16 protein-coding genes are annotated in these 20,750 nt (G+C 46.6%); 7 read left to right on the forward strand and 9 right to left on the reverse strand.

Annotated features, from left to right (window positions below; genetic code table 11):
* Nucleotides 1-49: 49 nt before the first annotated feature.
* The 5 genes from SOHN41_RS16680 to radC form a co-directional block, all read right to left on the reverse strand.
* A complete protein-coding gene (locus SOHN41_RS16680) occupies nt 50-568 on the reverse strand; it encodes a PH domain-containing protein (RefSeq protein WP_007651284.1) in 519 nt (172 codons plus the stop codon).
* A gap of 107 nt (nt 569-675) precedes the next feature.
* The gene (gene argA / locus SOHN41_RS16685) at nt 676-1,995 is read right to left on the reverse strand and encodes an amino-acid N-acetyltransferase (protein ID WP_007651285.1); all 1,320 of its coding nucleotides are present in this window, start codon (nt 1,993-1,995) and stop codon (nt 676-678) included.
* A 323-nt stretch (nt 1,996-2,318) separates the two neighbouring features.
* Nucleotides 2,319-2,492: a 50S ribosomal protein L33 gene (gene rpmG, locus SOHN41_RS16690; RefSeq protein WP_007651290.1), complete on the reverse strand. Its 174-nt coding sequence runs from the start codon at nt 2,490-2,492 to the stop codon at nt 2,319-2,321.
* Nucleotides 2,493-2,498: 6 nt separating this feature from the next.
* The gene (rpmB, locus tag SOHN41_RS16695) at nt 2,499-2,735 is read right to left on the reverse strand and encodes a 50S ribosomal protein L28 (RefSeq protein ID WP_006079870.1); all 237 of its coding nucleotides are present in this window, start codon (nt 2,733-2,735) and stop codon (nt 2,499-2,501) included.
* 122 nt (nt 2,736-2,857) lie between these two features.
* Nucleotides 2,858-3,535, reverse strand: coding sequence for a RadC family protein (gene radC, locus SOHN41_RS16700; protein ID WP_007651295.1), 678 nt, complete (start codon nt 3,533-3,535; stop codon nt 2,858-2,860).
* Nucleotides 3,536-3,657: 122 nt separating this feature from the next.
* On the opposite strand from radC, the gene coaBC reads away from it, so the two are divergent.
* The 5 genes from coaBC (at nt 3,658) to folE (ending at nt 8,984) form a co-directional block, all read left to right on the forward strand.
* Complete coding sequence (coaBC, locus tag SOHN41_RS16705; protein ID WP_037459485.1) at nt 3,658-4,881, forward strand: bifunctional phosphopantothenoylcysteine decarboxylase/phosphopantothenate--cysteine ligase CoaBC; 1,224 nt, start codon at nt 3,658-3,660, stop codon at nt 4,879-4,881.
* Complete coding sequence (gene dut, locus SOHN41_RS16710) at nt 4,878-5,336, forward strand: dUTP diphosphatase (RefSeq protein WP_007651297.1); 459 nt, start codon at nt 4,878-4,880, stop codon at nt 5,334-5,336. The genes coaBC and dut overlap by 4 nt, the downstream gene beginning before the upstream one ends.
* A gap of 34 nt (nt 5,337-5,370) precedes the next feature.
* Nucleotides 5,371-5,964, forward strand: a complete 594-nt coding sequence (gene slmA, locus SOHN41_RS16715; RefSeq protein WP_007651298.1) for a nucleoid occlusion factor SlmA — start codon at nt 5,371-5,373, stop codon at nt 5,962-5,964.
* A gap of 134 nt (nt 5,965-6,098) precedes the next feature.
* A complete protein-coding gene (locus tag SOHN41_RS16720) occupies nt 6,099-8,084 on the forward strand; it encodes an alpha/beta hydrolase family protein (protein WP_007651300.1) in 1,986 nt (661 codons plus the stop codon).
* A 255-nt stretch (nt 8,085-8,339) separates the two neighbouring features.
* Complete coding sequence (gene folE, locus SOHN41_RS16725) at nt 8,340-8,984, forward strand: GTP cyclohydrolase I FolE (protein ID WP_007651305.1); 645 nt, start codon at nt 8,340-8,342, stop codon at nt 8,982-8,984.
* 170 nt (nt 8,985-9,154) lie between these two features.
* On the opposite strand, the gene pyrE is transcribed toward folE, so the two are convergent.
* Nucleotides 9,155-9,796 (reverse strand): orotate phosphoribosyltransferase, encoded by a 642-nt coding sequence (gene pyrE, locus SOHN41_RS16730; RefSeq protein ID WP_007651306.1) that lies wholly within the window; start codon nt 9,794-9,796, stop codon nt 9,155-9,157.
* Between the two features lie 96 nt (nt 9,797-9,892).
* Nucleotides 9,893-10,606, reverse strand: a complete 714-nt coding sequence (gene rph, locus SOHN41_RS16735; protein ID WP_007651307.1) for a ribonuclease PH — start codon at nt 10,604-10,606, stop codon at nt 9,893-9,895.
* 212 nt (nt 10,607-10,818) lie between these two features.
* Between rph and SOHN41_RS16740 the strand changes: the two genes are divergently transcribed.
* On the forward strand, nt 10,819-11,682 hold the full coding sequence (locus tag SOHN41_RS16740) for a YicC/YloC family endoribonuclease (RefSeq protein WP_007651308.1): 864 nt from the start codon (nt 10,819-10,821) through the stop codon (nt 11,680-11,682).
* A gap of 210 nt (nt 11,683-11,892) precedes the next feature.
* Entirely contained in the window at nt 11,893-13,122 is a 1,230-nt protein-coding gene (locus SOHN41_RS16745; RefSeq protein ID WP_037459542.1) for a tyrosine-type recombinase/integrase, read from the forward strand.
* 384 nt (nt 13,123-13,506) lie between these two features.
* Here SOHN41_RS16745 and SOHN41_RS16750 read toward each other — a convergent pair whose 3' ends face one another.
* Both SOHN41_RS16750 and SOHN41_RS16755 read right to left on the reverse strand, forming a co-directional pair.
* Nucleotides 13,507-13,776, reverse strand: a complete 270-nt coding sequence (locus SOHN41_RS16750) for a hypothetical protein (protein ID WP_007651312.1) — start codon at nt 13,774-13,776, stop codon at nt 13,507-13,509.
* Nucleotides 13,766-20,569 (reverse strand): SpvB/TcaC N-terminal domain-containing protein, encoded by a 6,804-nt coding sequence (locus tag SOHN41_RS16755; RefSeq protein WP_007651314.1) that lies wholly within the window; start codon nt 20,567-20,569, stop codon nt 13,766-13,768. Before SOHN41_RS16755 ends, SOHN41_RS16750 begins: the two co-directional genes overlap by 11 nt.
* Nucleotides 20,570-20,750 lie beyond the last annotated feature (181 nt).

The following is a 20,750-nucleotide window of genomic DNA, read 5'->3' on the forward strand; positions in this document are numbered from 1 at the left end:
ACAGTCACAAAAGTCGGAGAATGGTTCAGTAAGCAAGTGACTTAACCTCCTACTTTTGTAACTGGGCTAAAAATCTCTCACCTTCAGGCACTGTCAGTAGCAGATTGTAGCCTCTGGTCGTTGGCACTAGCACTAATTCGGATTTATCCGTCACCGCAACAAAAGCCTTCTCTTTCCCTTTGAGATTAAACCAGCCTAACTGAAAACCCGGCATACCTATGCCATTGGTTTTAAAGCTAGGTACTAAACTCGCCTCTTGCTTTAAGTCGATAAGACGCGCCTGTGCAGCCAGCAACTCCGAGCGTGCAAGTTGCACTTTGTAGAAGGGAATATCTAACTTAAGCTCTGTCTCGGTTAATGCAATTTCAGCATGATAGGATTGATAAAAGACCCAAGAAAAACCACCCATCATCGTCAGCAAGATCCCCAAATTCGCCGATTTAGCGACCTTAGGCATAGGTTTCAGCCACAACATCCACAGCACTCCAGCTAGGCCTAATAACAAGATAATAAAGCTCAAAATAGCGGTTTGAGCTAAAGGTGCAAGCTCGAAAAATTGAGGGGTCATTGGCAGCATCTCCTATGCAGTAATGCACTAACTTGTCCATCTGAACATATTATGTCAATAAAAATGCCAGCACTCGGCTGGCATTAAGAATAAAGTTGTAATCTAGGTTATAGATCGAGGGCGAGAATTTTAGAACGGCGCTGATAGTTATACAGCTGTTTTTTCTTCTGCGGCAACGCTTCCACATCTTCAATCACAAAGCCATGCTCTAAAAACCAGTGAATGCTGCGGGTGGTCAATGCAAACAAGCGTGAATAACCACGGCTGCGCGCCTGGCCAATAATGTTCTTCAGCAACAAACTGCCTCTGTCTGCATCACGATAATCGGGATGCACCACTAAGCAGGCAAACTCACCGGCATTATCTTCTTCGAAGGGATATAGCGCAGCACAGCCAATGACTAAGCCATCACGCTCAATCAACATAAACTGCTCGATTTCAATCTCGAGTTGCTCACGGCTGCGACGCACCAAAATGCCTTGTTCTTCCAGAGGACGAATTAAGTTCAGTACGCCGCCAATATCGCTAATCGACGCACGGCGTAATCGCTCAGCGCTTTCAGTAACAATCTGAGTACCAATACCTTCACGGGAGAACAGCTCCTGCAACAGCGCGCCATCATCCAGATAACTGACTAAATGGCAACGAGGCACACCATTGCGACAGGCATCGATACTCGCCTTCAAGAAGGCCATAGTGCCCACACAGGCAGAACCTTGCTCGGCAAGCTTATTAAGAATGTTCTGCGCATCATTGGGCATTAACTCGGCGATCACATCACCATTACGGTCAAGGATGCCGTTTTGCGAACTAAAGCCAATCATCTTGTCGGCTTTGAGCTTGATCGCCACTTGAGTGGCAATCTCTTCTGCTGTTAAGTTAAAGCTTTCACCAGTAACGGAAGCGGCAATCGGCCCCATCAACACGATACAGTGGTTATCGAGCTGGCGTTTCAAACCTTGGGTATCAATCCGCCGCACTTTACCACTCAGGCAAAAATCCACGCCATTATCCACTCCCAGCGGTTGAGCAATCACAAAGTTGCCACTCACCAAGTTAATTTGCGCACCCTGCATGGGTGTGTTACTTAAACTCATGGATAAACGTGCAGTGATATCAAACTGCAGCGCACCCGCCACTTGTTTGATCACTTTGAGTGAGTCTTCATCCGTGATACGTACACCATCGTGGTAGGCAGGTTCAATACCATTGGCAGCCAGCGCAGCATCTATCTGCGGTCTAGCGCCATATACCAACACCACTTTAATCCCTAAACTGTGCAACAAAGCGACATCATTTAAGATGGCGCGAAATTGATTTTGAGCCAAAGCTTCGCCGCCAAGCATGACCACAAAAGTTTTACCTCTGTGGGCATTGACATAGGGGGCAGAATGACGGAATCCATCAACCAGTTCAGTGGTACGCACGCGTTATTTACACCTCATTTTTGAGCTGGCAGCGTCACTATAGACACACCAGGAATGAATCGTTAAGTTTCGCGTATGGTATTGCATTTTAATTCACATATAAAGAATTTATTCTCATTAAAATGCAGTTTTAATACATTAAAGTGCTTACATTCGCAAAATTTTACACTTTCAGTAAGTGTTTACATTTTTTTAACTGTACGGTGCAAAATTCGATGGCTTAAGTTTGCGATAAAATTATCTCAACTTGATGACTCACAGCTAAAAAACATCAAAAAAAAGCCCCTTATTTAAGGGGCTTTTCTCGAAACACTCACCAAGGATTACTTGATTTTGGCTTCTTTGTAGATAACGTGCTGGCGAATAACTGGATCAAATTTTTTGATTTCCATTTTTTCAGGCATGTTACGCTTGTTTTTTTCAGTTGTGTAGAAGTGACCAGTTTTAGCTGAAGAAACTAATTTGATCTTCTCACGATTACCTTTAGCTTTAGCCATGATCTATTACACCTTCTCGCCACGGGCACGAAGTTCAGCAACAACAACTTCAATACCTTTCTTATCGATAAGACGGATACCTTTAGTAGATACACGTAACTGTACGAAACGTTTTTCTTCTTCTAACCAAAAACGGTGGTTTTGCAGGTTAGGTAAAAAACGACGACGGGTCGCGTTTTTTGCGTGCGAACGGTTGTTACCAACCATCGGCTTCTTGCCAGTAACTTGGCATACTCTTGACATGTCAATCTTCTCCAAAAAACAATTTTAACGCTCGAGCATTAATGTGCCTCGTATGGCCGTCGCCCGAGGCACAAAGAGGGCGCATTTTATACACGATCACAGAGTGAAGATCAAGTGTTAGATTAATTAATCCAGCCTCGTTCCGCAAAAGAAACTATCTCTCGATCACCGACAACCATATGATCCAACAAGGATACATCTATGGTTGCTAACGCATTTTTTAATCGCTCAGTTATTCGTCGGTCAGCCTGACTGGGCTCAGCAATACCCGACGGATGATTGTGACACACTATGACGGCAGCAGCCTTTTTTTCAAGCACTAAGCTCACCACTTCACGTGGATATACCGAGGCTGAATCTATGGTTCCGCGGAATAACTCGACAAACTGAATTACTCTATGCTGGCTATCCAGCAGCAAAATTGCGAACACTTCATAGGAGCGGTCAGCTAATTGTCGCATTAAATAGTCCCGAGTTAAATCGGGATTTGTCAAAACCTGACCTCTCTGCAGGTTTTCTTGTGCCACACGCCGTGCTAATTCAGCCGCGGCTTGAAGCTGGGCGTATTTTACAGGCCCCACGCCCGGAAGTCGACACACCTGATGCTTTGGTGCACAAAGTAAGCTTCTTAATCCACCAAATTCATGGATAAGTGAACGCGCTAAATCCACCGCATTGAGCCCTGATAAACCATTACGCAGCAAAACGGCAAGCAATTCAGCATCGGACAGATGTGCGGCTCCTTTTTGTAAGAGTTTATCTCGGGGCCCCTCTCCCTCCGGCCAGTCCTTAATCGCCATACGACCTCCTGTCATTTCCCTTATTTGCGGTTTACAGAGTATGGACGAGATTTTTTTGAACTGGGATAGTCACTAAAATTGGCCGCTTTGTGATATCGTTGGCGGCATTATTTCAATCTCGGATGATGTCTGTGAGTCTGACAAATAAAAACGTCCTACTGGGCATTGGCGGCGGCATAGCAGCCTATAAAAGTGCTGATTTAGTGCGCCGACTAAAAGAACGCGGCTTCGATGTACGCGTGGTGATGAGTCAAAGTGCGATGGAGTTTATTACCCCCCTCACACTGCAAGCCTTGTCTGGACATCCAGTCGCTTCGAGTTTGCTCGATCCTGCGGCAGAGGCCGCCATGGGCCACATTGAACTGGCCCGCTGGGCAGATTTAGTGATTATTGCCCCCGCGACGGCCAACTTACTCGCCCGTATCAATGCCGGTATGGCAGATGAACTGATCACCACCACTTGTCTTGCCACCGAGGCCCCCATTGCGCTTTGTCCTGCGATGAATCAGCAGATGTATCGCAATCTGGCAACTCAGGCGAATTTAGCGAGTCTTACAGCCCGAGGCTTTACACTCTGGGGGCCCGCGAGCGGCAGCCAAGCTTGTGGCGAAGTCGGCCCTGGACGTATGCTAGGGCCATTAGACATCGCCGAACTGGCTACACAGTTTTTTGCCACTCATGACGCCGTTGAACTTAAGCCACTCGCAGGACAGTCACTGCTGATCACCGCTGGCCCAACCCGCGAAGCTATCGACCCCGTTAGATACATTTCGAATCACAGTTCAGGAAAAATGGGCTTTGCGCTCGCCAAAGCCGCGGCAGATATGGGCGCAACAGTCACCTTAGTCTCTGGCCCAGTGAATCTAAGCACCCCTGAAGGCGTCACTCGCATCGATGTTGAATCGGCACAAAACATGCTCGACGCCGTGATGGATAACATTGATAAAAAAGATATTTTTATTGGTTGCGCCGCCGTTGCCGATTACCGCATTAGCGATGTTGCCACCTGTAAAATCAAAAAATCTGCAGAAGAAATGCAACTTGCACTGGTGAGGAATCCTGATATCTTAGCCACGGTCGCAAGCCTACCCAATCGTCCCTTTGTGGTGGGATTTGCCGCAGAGACCCATGATGTAGAAACCTACGCCCGCGATAAACTCAAACGTAAAAACTTGAATATGATCGCCGCAAACGACGTTTCCGTTGCTGGCCTTGGTTTTAATGCCGATGCCAATGCCCTGCGCGTGTTCTGGCCGCAAGGCAGCCAAGATTTGCCCGCCACTGATAAGCTCACTCTGGCACGGCAATTACTTTCGTTGATAGTGAAAGAAAAAACAAATACATGAAAACACCGATTGAATTAAAGATCCTCGATTCCCGTATTGGTTCTGAATTTCCCCTGCCCGCCTATGCCACACCAGGCAGTGCGGGTATGGAGCTTCGTGCCATGATAGACACCACAATGACGATAGCGCCCGGTGAAACTAGGCTTATCCCAACGGGGATTGCCATCCATGTTGCCGATCCTGGCCTTGCCGCTGTGATTCTGCCCCGTTCAGGCCTTGGCCACAAGCACGGTATCGTACTCGGCAATCTGGTTGGGCTTATCGATTCCGATTATCAGGGCCCTTTGATGGTATCTTGCTGGAATAGAAGCGATTGCCCATTCACATTAGAAATTGGTGATCGTCTCGCGCAGTTGGTATTTGTTCCTGTTGTACAGGCCCAATTCAAACTCGTTGATGAGTTCGACAGTTCAGATCGTGGTGAAGGTGGATTTGGCCATTCAGGCACTAAATAATCCTCGAAGTCGTTATTGAGCCAAGGATACTGCAATGGCTGTAAGCCCAAAAATTAATCGTCGTGAACATATTTTGCAATGCCTAGCGCAAATGCTAGAAACCAGCCCCGGACAAAGGATCACTACCGCCAAACTCGCCTCGGAAGTGGGTGTATCGGAAGCCGCGCTTTACCGCCATTTCCCCAGCAAGGCGCGAATGTTCGAAGGCTTAATTGAATTTATCGAAGAGTCACTGCTCTCGCGTATTAACTTAATCATGGATGATGAGAAAGACACCATGAAGCGCTGCCAACTGGTGCTGCAGCTGTTATTGATTTTTGCCGAGCGCAACCCAGGGATATCTCGGGTACTCAATGGGGATGCACTCTTAGGCGAAAACGAACGCCTGCGCAGCCGGATCAGTACCCTGTTTGCCAAAATCGAAACTCAGCTGAAGCAAATTTTGCGGGAAAAAACCCTGCGGGAAGGAAAAGGCTTTAACTTAGACGAAGCCATATTGGCTAATTTGCTATTAGCCTTTGCCGAAGGCCGAATCGCTCAATTTGTACGAAGTGAATTCAAACTCAAACCAACCACACACTTCGATGAACAGTGGCGTTTTATCCAACATCAGCTTTTACAAAGTTAATGATTTACTTAAATAAAGGGCGCTATTTAGCGTCCTTTATTTTTATAGCCCTTCCTTGTTTCGCTCTCACTTTTGTTTTATTCTCAAAAACCATTTAAGAAACAAAAATTACAATAGTTTTACAAGGATGTCGAATGAAACTCTGTCGATTAGCCACTTTGGCTGTTCTTTGCTTACCTATGCTGCCCATATCAACGTTTGCTGCCACGACTTCCGCCGCGAATGCATTATCGCAGGCGCAGTTATTTAGCAAAGGTGATGAATATTCCAATGTTAAAATATCTCCAACAGGTAAATACTTAAGCGCAATCACCAGTGTTGAGGGTAAAAATGTTCTCTTAGTCTTAGACGCCCAGACAAAAAAATTACTTAATGCGATACGTTTCCCGAGTAACGCGCAGGTTGGCACCTATGAATGGGCTAACAGTGAACGCATCGTTTTAGCGAAAGAATACCTCAAAGGTTGGAGTGATGTTCCCCAATATTACGGAGAATTGATGGCGGTAAATGCCGATGGTTCTCGCCCTAAGTATCTATTTGGTTATAACAGCGGCGAGCAGCAAACGGGTTCAAATCTCAAGAAAAATACCGCCATAAATGCCACCGCATTCATACTGGACCCTCTACCGGATGATGAGCGCTATATGCTGGTCAATGCGCTCCCGTGGACTGGTGCCCGGGACTTGAGTGAAACACGTCAGGATGTCTACCGCGTTGACCTTTTTAGCGGGGTTCGCAAACGCATAACAGGCTCTCCCATAGGCCAAGCTCGCTTTATGACCGACCATGATGGAGAGGTTCGCTTCGTTGCAGGTGAGGACAGCAAAAACATCACTAAAGTCTTCTATCGCAAAGACGGTGACTGGATAAATACTGACAAGCTCAACCTAGGTCTAACCGACTTTAAACCACTCTCCTTTGCCGATGATAAAAATACCATTTATGCAGCGGGACGCTCCCAAGGTGAGACCCTAGGCGTGTACAGAATCAATCTTGAAACTGGCGATAAAACCGAGATTATTCAGGATGAAAAAGTCGATCCGAATAATTTTTGGATCAATGGCACCAATAAACAACTCTATGCCGTTGAGTTTGAAAATGGCTACCCAAGCTATGCCTTCATCGATAATGGGGATTCACACGCTAAATTGCTAAAAGATCTGCTTGGTGCTCTGCCTGGACATCAAGTACGGATTGTCAGCGAAACCCGAGATGCTGAAAAACTCGTTGTAGTTGCATTTAATGATCGCAATCCCGGTGATTACTACATATTTGATACGAAAAAACTGAAACTTGAATATCTAGCCGCCGCAAAGAAATGGCTCGACCCAGAGCAAATGGCAGAGGTAAAGCCCATCAGTTTCACTAGTCGTGATGGTAAGACAGTCAACGGTTATTTAACGCTACCTTTCGGTAAAGAAGCTAAAAATCTGCCCTTAGTTGTCAATCCGCACGGAGGTCCACACGGTATCCGCGACTGGTGGGGCTTTGACCCACAAAATCAATATCTAGCGAGCCAAGGCATAGCCGTTCTACAGGTCAACTTCCGTGGTTCGGGCGGGTATGGCGATCAATTTGAGCGCGCTGGATATCAAAAATGGGGCTCAGATATTCAATACGATATCATCGACGGCACTCAATATGTCATTGACCAAGGTTTCGCCGATAAAGAACGGGTGTGTATCGCAGGCGGTAGCTTTGGCGGCTATAGCGCCTTACAAAGTGCGGTATTAGCACCCGATATGTTTAAATGCGCGGTTGGGTTTGCCGGTGTGTATGATCTGGAGTTGATGTTTGATGAAGGTGACGTCGCCAGAACACGTTCAGGAACAAGCTATCTTAAGGACGTACTTGGCCAAGACAAAGCCACCCTAAAAGCCATGTCGCCCTCAGAAAACGTTGCCAAATTAAAAGCGAGCCTCTTACTCGTCCACGGTGGTGAAGATGAACGAGCGCCAATTGAGCAACTCGAATCCCTCGAAAAAGCCCTAAAAGCCCATAATTATCCCTACCAAAAACTGGTGATGGATAATGAAGGCCACGGTTTTTATAACGATGAGCATAGAGCGAAATATTATGAACAGATGCTTGGTTTCTTAAAAACCAACTTAAAACTTTAGAATTCACTAAATTTTACTCATACTTATCGTTGAATAAGATTAGCAGCATCGAATGTAAAGCCGATATCCGATAAGGACTATCGGCTTTTTCATCGGTGCGGTGAGTGATTTTCGGTATGAATTATCCGCAATTCGCGCTATTCTCCACCCCCTTGTTCTTGCCCCGCAAGAATAACCCAATTTGTATCCTAGGCTGGATGATCGGTGCCGGCATAGGTTTTCAGTGATAGCCGCTACAAAGTAGTGGAGGATAAGATGGCATTAAGTGAAGCAGCAGTAAAAGTACAGGCCGCCCTACAGGAACGCGGGCTTGAAACCCCCATGCTCCCCAACGTTTACAGCAGTGAAGAACGTAAGGACAAGATTGAACATCATATGAAGGAAATCCTGACACTCATGTCATTGGATCTTTCGGATGATAGTCTGGCCGATACGCCGCGCCGCATCGCTAAAATGTACGTCGATGAGATTTTCTCAGGCTTAGACTATGAAAATTTCCCTAAGATCACAGTTATTGATAACAAGATGGGCTTCGATGAAATGGTGCGCGTACAAGATATTAGCCTCACCAGCACCTGTGAGCATCATTTAGTGACGATCGATGGTACTGCAACCATTGCTTATCTGCCGCGTAAAAAAATTATCGGTTTATCAAAAATTAACCGCATTGTTCGCTTTTTTGCTCAACGTCCACAGGTGCAAGAACGTTTAACTCAGCAAGTCCTCGTTGCCCTGCAAACCTTGCTTGAAACCAAAGATGTTGCGGTAAAAATGGATGCAGTACATTACTGCGTAAAATCCCGCGGCGTGATGGACTCAACCAGCTCTACCACCACCACGGCCCTCGGCGGAATTTTTAAATCCAACCCAGCCACCCGCGCCGAGTTCTTACATCAATAACCTAGCTGGTCCGAAAGCGAGCATTCAGATCTTCTAGCACTCAGCCAGATCCTAGAGAAAGCAAACAAAAAAGCAAAAGCCCAAAGTGGACTTTTGCTTTCTCTAGCGGCGAACCAGTAAACGCTCTTGAACTGAGCCTGCGAGCGCTCCTAGCTCTCTGGATCTATCTTTTAAATCCCATATTGCTCACGGTACTGGCTTACTGCGGCAAGTTGGGCTTCCATCCCGGGTTTTCCGGATAAGTAGCTGATAAGATCCGCAAGCTTGATGATCGCCACTATACCGCAGCCAAAGTCGCGCTCAACTTCTTGGATGGCCGATAACTCGCCTTTACCTTTCTCTTGCCTGTCTAAGGCAATCAACACGCCCGCTAATTGCGCCTGATGGGCCTCGATGATTTCCATCGACTCACGAATCGCAGTACCCGCGGTGATCACATCGTCCACCAGCATCACCCGGCCCTTTAACTCGCTACCGACTAAGCTACCACCTTCACCGTGATCTTTTTTCTCTTTGCGGTTAAAGCAGTAAGGAATATCGATATTGTGGTGTTCACACAGAGCAACCGCAGTTGTCGTCGCAATCGGAATACCTTTATAGGCAGGGCCAAATAACAGATCGTACTCGATACCCGAATCCACTAACGCCGCCGCATAGAAGCGGCCTAAACGCGCTAAATCACGGCCAGTATTGAATAAACCGGCATTAAAGAAGTAAGGACTGATACGGCCCGATTTAAGGGTAAACTCGCCGAATCGCAGCACCTGACGCTCTAGGGCAAATTCAATAAACTCACGTTGATAGGCTTTCACAATCTCTCCTTACGACTTTAACGTTCTATTTTTATTGGGTATTAGCAATATTGATTTAATAAAAAGCCCCATTACGGGGCTGTTTATTAAAACGAATTAGTTCAATGCGGCTTTCTGCACATCGACAATTTCACGAATACTGTTCTTCGCTAAACCAAGTAGCTCTATCAACTCTTCATGGCTGAAAGGCTCACCCTCGGCGGTACCTTGAATTTCGATGATCTTACCGGTTTCAGTCATTACCACGTTCATATCGGTTTCGGCAGCGCTGTCTTCCACATACTCTAGGTCGCTGATCGCTTCACCCTTGTAGATACCCACACTGACTGCCGCAATCAAGAACTTAAGCGGATTAGATTTAATAATGCCCTTGCCACGCGCCCAGTTCAGCGCATCCACTAAGGCAACACAAGCACCCGTGATAGACGCTGTACGAGTGCCGCCGTCGGCTTGGATCACATCACAATCGATAACGATAGTGTTTTCGCCTAGGGCTTTCATATCCACACAAGCGCGCAGAGCACGGCCGATAAGGCGTTGAATTTCTTGCGTACGACCAGATTGCTTACCACGGGCAGCTTCACGATCCATACGGCTATGGGTCGAACGTGGCAACATGCCATATTCCGCCGTCACCCAACCTTGGCCTTGACCCTTAAGGAAACGTGGCACACCTTCAGTAAAACTGGCGGTACAAAGCACTTTCGTTTCGCCAAATTCCACTAACACTGAACCTTCGGCATGGGCCGTAAACTGGCGAGTGATAGTGATGGGACGAGTTTGTGCTGGCGTTCTGTTACTTGGACGCATGCGAGATTCCTGTATTCTGAGTCATTGACCAATTTTGGCTGCATATTATAAGGGCTTGCGCCTCAGGATGCCATGCCTAGGGCAATTCTCTGGCAAACTCATCTTGCCAATCTACCCTATAACTTGCAGTAGTATACTGTATGCCTTTAATCCTAAAGCCATTGACTCTATAATCCCCTCTCATTATGACGATTACACCATTAGGACAACCCATGATCCAAAGCATGACAGCCTACGCTCGCATCGAGCACAAAGCACAATGGGGCACTGCCTCCTGGGAAATTCGCTCAGTCAATCAACGCTATCTCGAAACCTATCTACGTTTACCCGAGCAATTTCGCAGCTTTGAACCCGTACTACGCGACCGCCTACGTAAACGCTTAAGCCGCGGCAAAGTCGAAGTCAATCTGCGCTACGAACTGGCCGACAATAACAATAACGAACTGCAACTGAATCAAGCACTCGCAAAGCAATTGCTCGACGCTGCCACTTGGCTCAAGCAAGAAGCGGGACAAGGTGAAGTGAACCTGACCGACATCCTGCGTTGGCCGGGTGTGCTAGCGAGCGGTGAACAAGATATGGATGCCATAGGTGCCGATCTGATGACAGCCTTCGATTCAGCCATAGATCAATTCATCGAAGCCCGTGGCCGTGAAGGCGCAGCCATCAAAGACATGCTGTTAAGCCGCTTAGATGGCGTGAGCGAGCAAATCGCCATCGTACGTGAACATATGCCAAAAGTGATGGAATATCAGCGTGAAAAGTTAACCAACCGCCTAGCCGAAATCAAAGGTGAACTCGACCCAGCCCGCATCGAGCAAGAGATGGTGCTACTGGCGCAGAAACAAGATGTGGCCGAAGAAATGGACCGCCTCGAAGCCCACGTCACCGAAGCCCGCCGCATCCTCAAAAAAGGCGGCAGCGAAGGTCGCCGCTTAGATTTTATGATGCAAGAATTTAACCGCGAATCGAACACCCTAGCCTCTAAATCCATCAGCACCGAAATCACCTCAGCCGCAGTTGAGCTTAAAGTCCTAATTGAGCAAATGCGCGAGCAGATCCAGAATGTGGAATGATATCCACAACCATCCATTAAATATCATTAACCATTGTTTTTAATCAATTTTAATATTTGACCCGTTTACTGACATCCATCTATACCCACCACTACCCACCGCCATATGGTGGGTATATTGGTGGGTATGCTACAATAATCCAGATCGTCAGTGGTGGGTATTATTGGCTTTCATAAAAGCAACCTTAAGGTCATGATGGGGAATGGATTTATGGGAAACCTAACAGTAAAAGAGATTGAGTCCAAGGCTAAAGGAGAACCTGGCCGATATGCAGATGGAGCCGGTCTGTATTTTGTTGTCCCAAGACTTGGCGTTCCATATTGGATGCTCCGTTACACGGCGCAATCCAAACGCAAGGAAATGACCTTAGCAAAATACAGTGACATGTCTCTTGCTGATGCGCGTGCAGAAGCGGCTACCAAAATGAAACAGTTTCGCGATGGTCTCGACCCGCTCATAGCCAAAAAACGAGCAGAGCAATCTCAAATCAAAACTGTTGATGAGCTTTTTGCTGATTGGCACCTAGGTAACATCAATCGACTTAAATACGCCAATATTCCAGAACGTATCTATCGCAAGGATATAGCACCGCATATAGGCAGCTTTAATCTCGATACTGTTACAGCTAGAGATATCAGAGACATCCTTAAAGCTATCAAAGCTACAGCCCGCCCCGCCATCGCTAACGATGCTCTAATGTACTGCAAGCAGCTTTTTAATCACGGCATAAAGCTGGATCTGCTTGGCGCAAATCCCGCCAGTGCATTTTCTATATCAGATGCTGGTGGCTTAGAAAAAAGTAAAGACCGCGCTTTAACGCTAGGGGAAGTCACCACGTTTTTTAAAATCGCTAGGGAAAATGGTAACAGCTTTAGCCGTGACAACTATCTAGCCTGTGCACTACTGATTACATTGGGAGTACGTAAGTCTGAGTTGGCTGAAGCGCCTTGGAAGGAGTTTAATCTTGATGAAAAGGTGTGGAATCTATCCAAAGACAGAAGCAAATCAGGTGTGGGTATTGCGATTCCATTGCCTCCCATAGTGATGGGATGGTTATATGAGTTAAAAATTAGAGCATATGACTCCGAGTATGTCTTCCCAAGCAGACGCTCAAGTAAAAATCCCCATATGGGACCTGATACGCTAAACCGAGCAATCACTAAACTATTTGGCCACGAAGCAGGTAAGAAAAAACAACCCCCAAACTTAATGGGTGATATGCCCCACTTCACGGTGCACGACCTACGTCGTACCTGCCGCACTCTGCTTGCCAAACAAGGAACACCTGGACACGTTGCTGAGCGTTGCCTTAACCACAAACTAAAGGGTGTTGAAGGGATTTATAACCAGCATGATTATTTCGATGAACGAAGGGAAGCGTTAGAAAAATTGTCGCAATATTTGAAGGATATTATCAACAGTCCTAGAAAGACAAATTGATAATTATTTATATGCAGTTACTCATACACGATCTGACAGTTTGATGATGTCGTAGTAAGGGATTTATAACCAGCATAACTTCGAAGAGGCAACGCTAACAGCAGCTTGATCACTCCACAGCAGTAGAAGTGATCACCAATAAACAGTAGAAACGCTCAATTGCGCCAGTGCCGCCAACTGGTGGCGCTGCACTAAACGGCCCTCTCTGCTGGCAAACACTGGTCGGTTCTACTGGTCACTGCTGCCCAGAGCGCTGGTCAAATTGCCTAGTTTCAGGCAAGAAAAAGCCCCTGGAAATGGGGCTGATTGATAAAAGAGTTATGTCCCGTCACCTTTTCTGACAGCCTTCTCCGAATCAAGGAGCAGGGAATAGATGAATTCTCGTTACATAAACTCTGTGGGAACGTTTTTCATTTGCACTTCAGCACTCCAATTGCTCGGTCTTTCTTTCGCATCCACCCAGTTTGCCCCTCCTTCTAACCACTTTTTACGATAAGTAGCAACACCATTTACTGAAGAGTCTTCATATCCAAATTCGACCCCACAACAGGAACAAATCTCATAGCTAGGTGATTTTCCATCTTCACCCCAAGGTGGGTCTAACTGTATCAAGCCACAGACGCGGCAAACCATTTTTTCATTGTTATTGGGCATTGAAGTACTCCATATTTGTTCGATATCCATGTTGCGATGGATCAGGCTTAAACATAGTCCGAGGGGTTCCATCCTTTGTCATAACACCAAATGTATTTGACTTCTCGTGATATCGTAGAACATCACCATTTGAACGGGTTTTTGTTAAAGCGCCTTTCGGTGGATTGTTCATGAAGCTTTTAGTCGCTTCAACATATTGTTTAGCATTCTTTAGTTCAGAGAACTCAGAGCCATGTTTCTTCCAATGTCCAAAAGCATTTTGGACTCCTGACATTTTCTTAGTTGAAGTCCAAAGTGGTCCATTTGTAACATCCGGCCCTCTACCAATCTTAAGCTTGCGTTCAACAAACTTCTCTGCTGCTAAAGCTGTTCCAGCCCAAGCCGCTCCCGATAGCGAACCCGTTCTATCATACTCTTCTAGTGCGGTTTCAACACCTTCAATGCCAGATTTTATGCTATCAACTACCTGGCCGGGTCCCGTCCAAGACAAAGCACCAGACATATCGCCTTCAACCGAATCATATCCTTTGATAAAGCTAGGATCATTACCATAGCTTAAACTTTGTTTGTCTGTATTCAGCTGCAATCCAACGGCTTTCTTCTCTTGCTTGGCTGCTCCGCCAGTTTGGGCCATCTGCAACTCATTTGCTTGCCCATTTGATGCTGTTGTTTTGCCGTTGTTTAACGTATTGGAGATAGCATCAGTCAGCTTCATGTTCTCCGTTACGATTTTATTATCTTTAAAATAGCTATCACAGACACTTTCTAGATTTGAGCCCGCACAGGCGTAACCCGTAGGATCTGTTCCCGCCATCGGGTTATTCAAGATATACGAATACGGGTTAGCACTCTGACTGTTCTCGGGGAACTGCAAGAAAGGATCCACACTCAGGAAGCGGCCGATGTTGAAATCGTAAATCCGGCCGTTCATATGAATTAACTGCTGCTCATTCAAATGCTCGTGATTGGTGTAGCCCTTAGTCACGCCTTGCCAGGCCGTCAGTAATACATTGCCTGCGGCAATATCCCGTGGCCGGCCGAACACATCATAACCCCGGTATTGCAGAACTGCCCCCGTTTGCCCATCGATTAAGGTATCGACACTGCCTAAGTGGTCCCTTAATACGTGCTGAAATGGTGACTGATTACCTAAGCTCCCCACATGGGCTTTCATCTTGATGGTGTGGTCACCGATGTAAGTCTTATCGATGGTCGCACTGCTGCTGACCTCACGTTCAAAACTGCCCACATAGTAGGTTGTCGTAACGCTGCTACCTTGCTGCTTAACCTGTTTATAGCGCTGACCATTTGCATCATAACTAAAGGTACTGGTAGTGCCATTACGTACTACAGTTAACGGCTTGTTTTGATCATCGTAAGTTAAGGTCGCCCCATCGCCAATTAACCGATTACCATTGTTATCATAGGTAAAGTTGTAGGTTGTACCCCCGCGAATAAACTGCCGTATCGCATTCGGACCTGCATTACCCCCTAAACCTTTACCCACGTTACCATAGAGATAACTGCTGCCATAATCGCCTTTGACCAGAATATTACCCGCGGCATCATAGTCATAATTGATAGGCGCATACGTGGTGCCTTTAATGGTTTTGGTGGAATTATCGACCCGCATCAGTTCATCGTAGCTATAATCCTCTGCAAAGCGAGCGATGGCATTTTCTTGCCGAACCAGATTGCCCATAGCATCGTAGTCATAGTTAAGATACTGAATACCGACCGTGCTACAACTGCCGTTATTACTGGTACAAATCGAAAGTGGAGAGCCAGCTTCATTGCGGAAGAATTGTTGTATCTTACCGTTGCTGAATCGTTGCTGGTTGATACTGCCTAAGGCGCTGTATGCCTCAACCGTGCGCAGAGACAATTCACTGCCATCGGTAAAGCGTTGATAGTCTTCAATCAGATAGCCATTATCATCAAAACGGTAAGCAACATGCTCACCACTGGGGAATGCTATCGCTTTGATGCGACCAAATTGACTGTCGTAGGCGTACTTTTCCGTTAGGTTAAGGCCGCCCATTTGGGTGATAGTTTGTATCATTCGCCCCACGGTATCGTAACTGTGGGTTTGCGTGTGCCCTGTAACACTGGCTTGATATAATTTGCCATTACCGACCGTGGTGTCATACACCCAAGTGCGTGTAGTTTGGGTATTGGTTTGCTTTGTTTGTCTGCCCAGTTTGTCGTAGGTAAACGTGGTGACGAGATTACGCGCATCAGTTTGGGTGGCTAACTCAGCAAACTGGTTGTAACTGAATAACCACTTACCCATATTGGGGTCATCAAACCATGCCTTGCGGCCCAAATCATCATATTGCGCAGTGATACGACTGCCGAGCACATCTTGAATGAGTACCGGTAAGCCTGCAGCATTATAGGCAAAATAGCTGTTGTGCCCTTTGGCATCGGTTGTACTCAGCAATTGGCCCAAGCTGTTATAGCTGCGACTCATTTGGAGATTAAAGTCCCCCGAGACATTAATATCGGTTCGAATGCCGTCAACATAAGTGTATTGCGATTGATAGGCGACCATGCCGTCGTCATACAGTTTATGGCTGGGTCGCCCCAGCACGTCAAAGCCCTGATACTGCACAACTTCAGCCGTCCCATAGGATTGGGTTGGTCTAGTCTCGCTCACCAAATTGCCTCTAACGTCATATTGTTTTGCGGTAATAATATCCCCTGCAAACCCTGCGGTAACGGTCTTCACCTCTCGATTTAAGCTGTCAAAATAGACGATGGTTTCCGGTTGGCCACTGCTGCGCTGCGTGACGCTGTAGGCATAATTGCCAGTTAACCATTCCATACTGCTATACACGGTTGGCGTGACGACTGTGGCCCCTTTAGCGCTGCCGCTGCTGGTGATTTTGCCGATAAAATTCACGGTATTGGTGGTGGTCACACCGTTGATATCTATCGAGGTGAGCACTGCACCAGTCAAGGGGTCGTATTGTGTTGTTGACGACGCGACACCCGGCCACTGGGCATTAAATGTTTGATACACAAAGTAACCATCATTACTCATGGAGACTTGGGTATAACGGTCACCGACCGTGGTTTTTAATGCATGCCCATAGGGGTCATAAGCACTAAATTGCGTCGTACTTCCCACGCCAGTTAAAGAGCCAATACCCTCGACCTTGGTCGATGCAAGTGCCATCACCCCCTGCTCATTGGTGCTATAGGTATGAGTGACTCTTTGTCCTGTTGCGGTGTTCGCGGGATTAAGCACCACACTTTCATGGGTTGTTTTATAGGCTACCGTTTGGTTGGTGCTGCTCACCGTCGGCATTAACCAACCAAGACTATTCGTAAAGGCTTGGTTAGTAGTTTGAGTATGCAGCACCGTATTGTCTTCACTGGTAACCGTGTTTGAGGTCACTTGGCAGTGGGCATTTTTAAGTGTGGCCTCTTTGACCGTTGAAACTCTAGCACTCGGGTTAACAGTCCATTTTGTGGTCGTGCTTTCTTGAGGGTAAAAACACGCACTTTGGCCTACCACATAACTCCCAGATAAAGGAGCATTTTTCTGAACTGAATATTCGCTGAGCGTGTTGTTATTGCGGCTATTGGTGACCTTTTTGTACTTCACCATCCCGGACCAAGGGAAGGTTTGTTCAAATTGAGTCAGAGTGGTGAGGCTTTCACTGTTAAGCGCATCGGTGCGCGTTTCAATGATGTCGCTAAAGCCTTGAAAACCACGGCCTGCGACATGAAAACGGGCATTTTTATAGCTGTATTGCGTCGTATCGACCCCACCAACCCCATTATCACTCTTTAAGGTTGATACCACTCGCATGGTGTTGGTGAAGTAAACATAAGGATAATTTAATGTCGATTCAGCAACACTATAACGTTGCTTCAACTGGGCATAATCCAGTTGGAGTTTCTGCCCCATGCCGGTATTAACACTGCTCATGACCGTATCTTGTGTCGTTGCATGGGCAAACACTAGAAAACCCACCGGGTAACTACTCGGCTTGCCACCTTGTTTGCTGCCATAGAACCAGGTGCGCTTGACCGCATCAGACTCAAAGCCCACTCCAGAGACAAAATCGACTCGGCCATCGCCCGTTAAATCAATCGGTGATAATGTTGCTAACGCACCATAAACTGGCAATTGCACATCGGTAAAGGTTTTGCCATCAGGGTTAGTCAGTAGCACATTCCAATGCCACACATCGTAGTCGTAAAAATAAGGGGCTGATGCACCATCGACAGCATCGCATGCTTCATTGGAACTCCAAGTCCAACACTCGTAGGTGTATTTTTTACGGAGTCTATCGGGATACAGAATGTCTTGGCGACCATCGCCGTTATAATCGACAAACTGAATAAAGCGCTCATGCACATAGCCTGCAGGTCCGCCATAGAGTGGGTCTTTGGCAATATTACCGCCATCGACCGTCCAGGCGAGCTCTTTCATTCCCGTGTTATAAGGCGCTTCAAATAATCCGGCCCCTTTGTTAATAATGATGTAACGAGTAAAAAAGTTGTCGGTACTTTTGACTTTGTGCAGGGTTAAAATATCGCTTAATCCATCACCATTGAAATCGACCCACCGACTTGGTGTAGTGCGGTACACCTTATCGACACTAATGGCAAAGGTTTGGTTTTTTTCAACAAATGAAACGTTTTTATTCGCACGGTCAAAGATAACCTTGTACCATTTAAGCGCTGAATTAAATTGGCTTGGTGCCAAATCAAGCTCACCGTCACCGTCAACATCCATGGGGATTAACGGCTCAGCAGCGCTGACACTGAAACTACCGCGATAATCAAAGCCGTCACCAATGGCTTTGCGTTGATAAGCTTTATAGGTGAGGGTGAAATTTCCGACACCGGCTTGCTTATTGGTGGCTAATAGAATGTCCTTGCGACCATCCCCATCAAAGTCCATGACGTGGCTGGCGCAAAACTTATCACCAATATCGCGATAAACCGACGCATAACACGTGGCATTAATGCCGGTGGGATAGGTGTGCTTGATAGCACCGCTGGGAAGTAAACTAGTGATGATTAACTGTGAGTTATCATCGGTATAGATAAAATCATCTGCTCCATCAAGGTCATAATCAATAGCGCCGTTGACCACATTGCCACTGTATTCATTGGCAGAGGGAACGCCATCACCATTGATATCTCCAGCCCAATTTTGCGCACTTTTATATGGCAAAGTTCGATAACTAACCTTGTTACCGCCCCGAGAAAGATAGATACCATCTAATGGAATCGATAAATCCGCCACGCCATCACCGTCATAGTCGTTGTCTTTGCGCACAGCCAAACCGACGGTGTAATTGTCATTGATGGCTGCAAGCGCATGGTTTGTTATCAAGTTATGCTGATAAATACGCTCAAACCAACCAAAATCGGTATTCAGACATTGGCTGGGGTCAGTACCATCACAGTAAGATAAGCTTGCAAGTCTCGCCGCATCGTTACGCGCTGCTAGAGAGAGGGGCGCATAATTGAATAGCCACTGCGCTTTCACTCCACCATCAATCAGCACATCTATACTACTCATGCGCTTATTGTTAATGCTATAGCCGCCCCAATGGTAGCTGGTTTCTGCGGGTACAGCCGTATAGTTAACGTGCACGCTGCGCGAACCCTGAGTGCCTTTATAGCCTGTGTAATAAATGTCTTGAAGGTATCGATTCCCTGCTGAAGAAGTATCGTAAAAATACGTGACTTCATTTCCATGCGAGTCTTGTGTGAGTTGTTGCAACCACGATGATGTAACACTAACGCCGACAGGAGTAATCTTGCTATTGGCGTTGCTTCCTAAAAGGTGATACGTACCATTAGCCTCGTAGACTTTGAAGTAGGTAGTGCTGGTATTGAGTGCGCCACCCAACTGTTCAATGATGACAGTGGAATTGCGTTCGGTTTTATAAAAAGTACCTAATGCCCCGTAAACGCCCCGTACACTGGAGTTGGGGGCCGTTGTCACCACAAGTCGACTACCGTTGTAGCACAACTTGTCATTACTGCTGTAAGTTGCATTGCTTGCGGTTGCATCTAAGTCATAGATTTGGCTACAGCGCGAAATACTGGAATACGCTGACAGTGACCAGCCCATTCCGGCCAACCCTTCTCCTGCTTGGCTGCTGTAATTGAGTGACAACGAGGGCTGCACGCCATTTCGCCCGGGCGCAATAGTTAGTGGCACAGTGTAAGAAAACGCGCCACCATCAACCGTCGCTTGTCCTTGAATTTCGCCGACTAATTCATCAAACGCAGGTGACGCTAACGAGTTGCTGGCATCCGGGATGGTCGCAATACTGGCTAGGGTTGATGACTGAGAGGGCGTTCCACCTGTAGGTGCAGTGCCAACAAGCGTACTGGCACTGTAGGCGCTGCACAATGAGCCTTTGCAGGCATTAATGCGGTAGTAATACCCTGAGAGCGTTTTACCCGATAAATTGATATAGCGAGCACTTGTCCAGCCAGAGCATGCCGTACCAGTACCATCATCGAATGCAGGGGCTAATGCCATTAACATCAATGACGAACCACCATCTGCATTACCAAGCCCACTATAAACGCTGCCCCATGTGCTACCGTTGGTAGATTCTTGGACATTAACGGCAGTGACTTCACATCCTATATACCAATGCAAATCAATAGTTGAATTTGATTTACCACCACTAAGGGAAGGCACATCAGGCAGCAGCGCCGCCTCACTCGGTGCCGCCCCAACCAATCCCAATAGTAATATAAAAACGGCAAAAGATGATTTACGGTGCTGTGTCCATAGCGGCAACATGGCATTCCCTTTAGTTCAAGTTCCTATTTTTGTCAAATGACAATACGAAAATAAATACATTTTGGCAACATAGAGTAAACACTTTATTTTACTTTTTTAAATCGGGGGAGGGAGGTAATCATGTTCTCTCATCGAGAATGAGTAGATTATTTTTTAAGACGCATTACCGCTAACCGAACAA

The organism is Shewanella sp. HN-41, from assembly GCF_000217915.1.
GTDB lineage: Bacteria > Pseudomonadota > Gammaproteobacteria > Enterobacterales > Shewanellaceae > Shewanella.